A 4,421-nucleotide genomic window follows, 5' to 3' on the forward strand; every position below is an offset into this window, starting at 1 on the left:
GGTCACGTCCCGTGGAGTGGTGTAAGAGCGGTCGCGTGTCCGCGTGTGGCTCTGTGGTAGCCACTATGCCGTGAGAGCGGCTGTGGGGGCAATGGTTTCGGCACTTTGGTCACTGACGTCGAGCAGAGCGAGGCTGGTCTCGGAGAGGTAGCGCTTGTCGGCGACCTGCCATTCGTCGTGGGCCTCAACGAGTACCGAGCCGGCCAGCCGTAACAGCGCGGCGGGGTTGGGGAACACGCCGACGACGTCGGTGCGGCGTTTGATTTCCTTGTTCAATCGCTCCAGTGGGTTGGTTGACCAGATCTTTTTCCAGTGGGCCACCGGGAAGTCGGCGAAGGCGGTGATGTCGGCGGCGGCCTCGCGCAACATGGTTTCGACCTTGGGGAACTGGCGGCCGAGCATGCCGGCGATGGTGTCGAGTTGTTCGCGCACGTGCTCGGCGTCTGGCTGGGCGAAGACGGTGCGGATCGCGGCGGCGACCATCTCTGCGGAGCCCTTGGGCACTTGGGCGAGCACGTTGCGCAGGAAGTGCACTCGACACCGCTGCCAGGCGGCCCCGATCAGCACGGCGTCAATGGCACTGCGCAGTCCGGCATGGGCATCGGAGATGACCAGTTGGACTCCGGCCAGACCGCGGGATTTCAACGACCGCAAAAACGCGGTCCAGAACGCCCCGTCCTCGGAGTCTCCGACCTCAAAGCCCAGTACCTCGCGGCGCCCGTCAGCGGCCACCCCGGTGGCGATGACCACCGCCTGCGACACCACCCGATGATTCACCCGGGCCTTGCAGTAGGTGGCGTCGAGGAAGACATACGGAAAGCGCTGATCACCCAACGGCCGGTCCCGGAAGGCCGCGACCTCGGTGTCGAGGTCTTTGCAGATCCGGCTGACCTCGCTTTTGGAGATCCCGGTATCGGTACCCAGTGCCTTGACCAGATCGTCGACCTTGCGGGTGGAGGTGCCGTGCAGGTAGGCCTCCATCACCACCGCGAACAAGCACTGATCGACCCGGCGACGCCGCTCCAACAACGCCGGGAAAAATGACCCGGTGCGCAGCTTGGGAATCCGCAGTTCCAGGTCCCCTGCGACCGTGGACAGCGTGCGCGGACGCGAGCCGTTGCGCTGATTGGAGCGGGTCTCGGTGCGCTCATGGGGAGAAGCCCCGATGAACGCGGTCAACTCCGCGTCGATCAAGGCTTGGTAGATCGTTTCGGCGGCTTGAGTGATCCGCTCACCGGCATCGGCGGTGCGCAGTGCGTCGAGCACCTCCAGCAAGGCAGACTGGTCCAGGGCCATCGCGATGTTCCTCTCGGTAGTGATTCTTGGTCGTTTCACCACAGAGACTCACGCGATGGCCCTCTTACGTCAGGGACCGACACGCCGCCATCACTTACACCACTCCCCGGGACGCTCCCGATGGTGAAGAAAATCGGCGCACTCTGGCCGCCGCCAGCCGCGGTGTGTAAATGCCACGCAGTGCGCGCATCTGCGACGCCGCCCGCGTAGCCCCGCGTGAAGTCCGACGGTGCCGACCCACCCGGCTTGCCGTATTGGTAGTTGCTGACGATCGCCAAGCCCGCGGCTATCAATGAGTCGGCGTAGGGCCGAGTGATCGGCTTGGCGCCAAACGACGAGCCGGGACGCGATATCGAAACGTAGTTGACCACGCCCCTATAGCCCGCAGCGCGGATCTGCTGTGCCGGGATCTGGTGCGCGGCGAAGTCGATCAGCTGAGGGGGAGCGGCGGCAGCCGCCGTGGGCATGCCCCAGGCTATCGATGCGGCGCCCAGGGCGGCCGACGCGGCGGCGTAGCGCAGCGCGTCGCGCCGGGGAACCGTGCGCAGTCGCACTTCGCTGGCCGGCGGGGGCAAACTATGCATCGCGCGATGTTAGCGATGTGACTGTTGTTACCGATAGACCTGCGCCAGCCGAAACGCGGTTGCATTCCCAAATAGATACCAAGTGGTGACCGTTCGGCTATGACCTCGGAAGCCCCGTGCGAAACAACCCGCCGTGCAAGCAGATTGATGTCTCGCTGTTAACCGGCTTGTCCCACGATCGCCCGCGCTGCGCGCTCGGCGATGAGCATGGTCGGCGCGTTGGTGTTGCCGGAAGTGATGGTGGGCATCGCCGAAGCATCGACCACTCGAAGGCCGGCGACGCGATACACGCGGCAGTCGGTGTCGAGCACCGTGGCGGCCGACCGCGGCCGGCCGCGTGCGTCAAAGGCTCCCATCGCGCAGGTGCCCACCGGGTGGAAAATCGTCGTACCGAGTTGACCAGCCGCCCGCTGCAGCTCTTCGTCGCTCAACAATTGTGGGCCAGGAAGCAACTCTTGCGGGCGGTAGCGGGCGAGAGCGGGCGCCGCCATGATCTGCCGGGTCATCCGGAGGCCAATCACGGCGGTTTGACGATCGGCGTCAGTCGACAGGTAATTGCAGGAAATCTTCGGGTGGGCCAGTGGATCTGCTTCGGCCATGCGCACATGGCCACGCGAACTGGGTCGCAGATTGCATACCGAGGGAGTGATCGCTCCGAAGGGGTGCAGGGGTTCGCTGAACTTCGGCAAAGACAAGGGCTGGACGTGCCACTCCATATCGGGACTGCTTAGCGCGGGGTCGCTCTTCGCGAAGGCCCCCAGGGTGGAAGGCGGCATGGTCATGGGCCCCGATCGAAACAGCAGGTACTGAAGTCCCATGCCCGCGCGGGTGATCCAATTCCGGTACAGCGTGTTGACGGTAGGGGCGCCCCGGATCCGGTAGACCGTTCGAAGCTGCAGGTGGTCCTGGAGGTTTTCGCCCACCCCTGGCAGATCAACGATCACCGGCACTTGATGCTGGGCAAGCAGGCCGGCCGGGCCCAGACCCGAGGTTTGCATCAGGTGCGGCGAGCCGATGGCTCCGGCGCTCAGGATCACCTCCCGGCGGGCTCGGACGTCGATGATTTGATCACCTTTGAGCAGCCGCACGCCGGTGACGCGTTGCTGCGCGGTGGTCCAGGCACCGTGACGCTGATCGTCGTGGACCTGGTCGTCGGTCAGAAGCCGCAATGCCTGCGTTTGCGTGTAGACGGTGAGATTGGGTCGGTGGGCGACGGGATGCAGGAAGGCGTCAGCCATCGACCAGCGACGGCCCCGCCGTTGGTTGACGTGAAAGTACGCACTGCCGGCGTTGTCGCCGCGATTGAACTCCTCGATGGGGGCGATGCCCACCTGGGCGGCCGCGGCCTGCCAGGCGTCCAAGATCTTCCAGCTCACGCGCGGCCGCTCGACGCGGATCTCACCACCGGCGCCGTGCCAGTCATCGGCGCCGTCGAAGTAGTCTTCCAACTTTTTGTAGATGGCCAGTGTCTCGCCTGGGGAGTCCGAGCCGCCCCAAAGCCATCGGTCGTCGCCGGTAGCCTGCGCCCACAGGTCGTAGTCGCTGGCCTGTCCGCGCATGTGGATCATCGCGTTGATCGACGAGCAGCCGCCGATGACGCGGCCCCGCGCGTAGAGAATGCTGCGGCCGGCCAGGCCTGGGTCGGCCTCGGTGGTGAAACCCCAATCGGTACGGGGGTTGGCCATTGTGTACAGGTAGCCCACCGGCACCTTGATCCAGAACCAGTCATCTCTGCCGCCGGCCTCAATCAGGAGCACACGGCGATCGGGGTCGGCGCTGAGCCGATTGGCGAGCAGGCAGCCTGCGCTGCCTGCTCCCACGATGATGAAGTCGAATTCGGCGACCGTGCTCATTCCGATATCGGTCCTCCAAGCGTCGGATGCGCGTCCTAGTGTGCGCGACGATGGCCTCGTCTCGTCGGGGAATGAGTGGCCCCCACCAGAGTCGACCATTGACGAAGCACAACGGTTTAGCCTCGGCATCGAAAAACGTCACTGCTCGCCACGCAGTGCGGGAGCAGGACTGTGTGCTGTGACTACAGGACAGGCCTGGTCCACGCTCCAGAGCATCTGCTACATGGCGACCTTAACTTGACATAATGTCGCTTATCGGCAATCGACCATGTCGAGCTCAAGCCGTCCCGGGCGGTGACCTGCCGTTTTTACGCAGTCGCCCGCACCTCTATGCGGCCTCGCCCCGCCGCCGCGCGGATACGCGTTATCGACGGGGCGCCGAGCCCGGCCAGTGGCGGCGATGAACTCGAGCGCCGACCAGCGGATGGGCTGGTTGGCGTGCCACGGGCGGCCATTTACCCCTTCCGCCTTTTGTGGCGACACAGGATTAATACGTCACTGTGACGAATCGCTCTGCACCGCAAGCGCTTTCGAGATGTCACCTAGAGGCATCGCGGGTGGCCGCTCAGCGATGCGCAGCGAAGGCCGTCGAGCACGCCCGGCTTATCAAGGTCGAATCGAAAGCGGGGCGCCGTCAAAGCAAGGACCAAGATCCGGGCTTTTGCCCACCCGCATCCCCCGGGTACCC

Annotated in this window: 2 protein-coding genes and 1 pseudogene; all 3 read right to left on the minus strand. The window is 65.0% G+C overall.

Annotation, left to right across the window (positions count from 1 at the left end; all coding sequences use genetic code 11):
- Positions 1–63: 63 nt before the first annotated feature.
- On the minus strand, positions 64–1,296 hold the full coding sequence (locus B8W69_RS29320; protein ID WP_011725525.1) for an IS256-like element IS1245 family transposase: 1,233 nt from the start codon (positions 1,294–1,296) through the stop codon (positions 64–66).
- A 119-nt stretch (positions 1,297–1,415) separates the two neighbouring features.
- Positions 1,416–1,880, minus strand: a pseudogene (locus B8W69_RS29325) (DUF1906 domain-containing protein); the annotation flags it as partial.
- A gap of 158 nt (positions 1,881–2,038) precedes the next feature.
- Entirely contained in the window at positions 2,039–3,733 is a 1,695-nt protein-coding gene (locus tag B8W69_RS29330) for a GMC family oxidoreductase (protein WP_085293136.1), read from the minus strand.
- Positions 3,734–4,421: the final 688 nt, after the last annotated feature.

The organism is Mycolicibacterium vulneris (assembly GCF_002104765.1).
In the GTDB taxonomy this organism is placed as follows: domain Bacteria; phylum Actinomycetota; class Actinomycetes; order Mycobacteriales; family Mycobacteriaceae; genus Mycobacterium; species Mycobacterium vulneris.

Bases quoted from the DNA above. Each gene is read 5' to 3' on its own strand.
- B8W69_RS29320 (WP_011725525.1), bottom strand. From the start codon at position 1,296: ATGGCCCTGGACCAGTCTGCCTTGCTGGAGGTGCTCGACGCACTGCGC.
- B8W69_RS29330 (WP_085293136.1), bottom strand. From the start codon at position 3,733: ATGAGCACGGTCGCCGAATTCGACTTCATCATCGTGGGAGCAGGCAGC.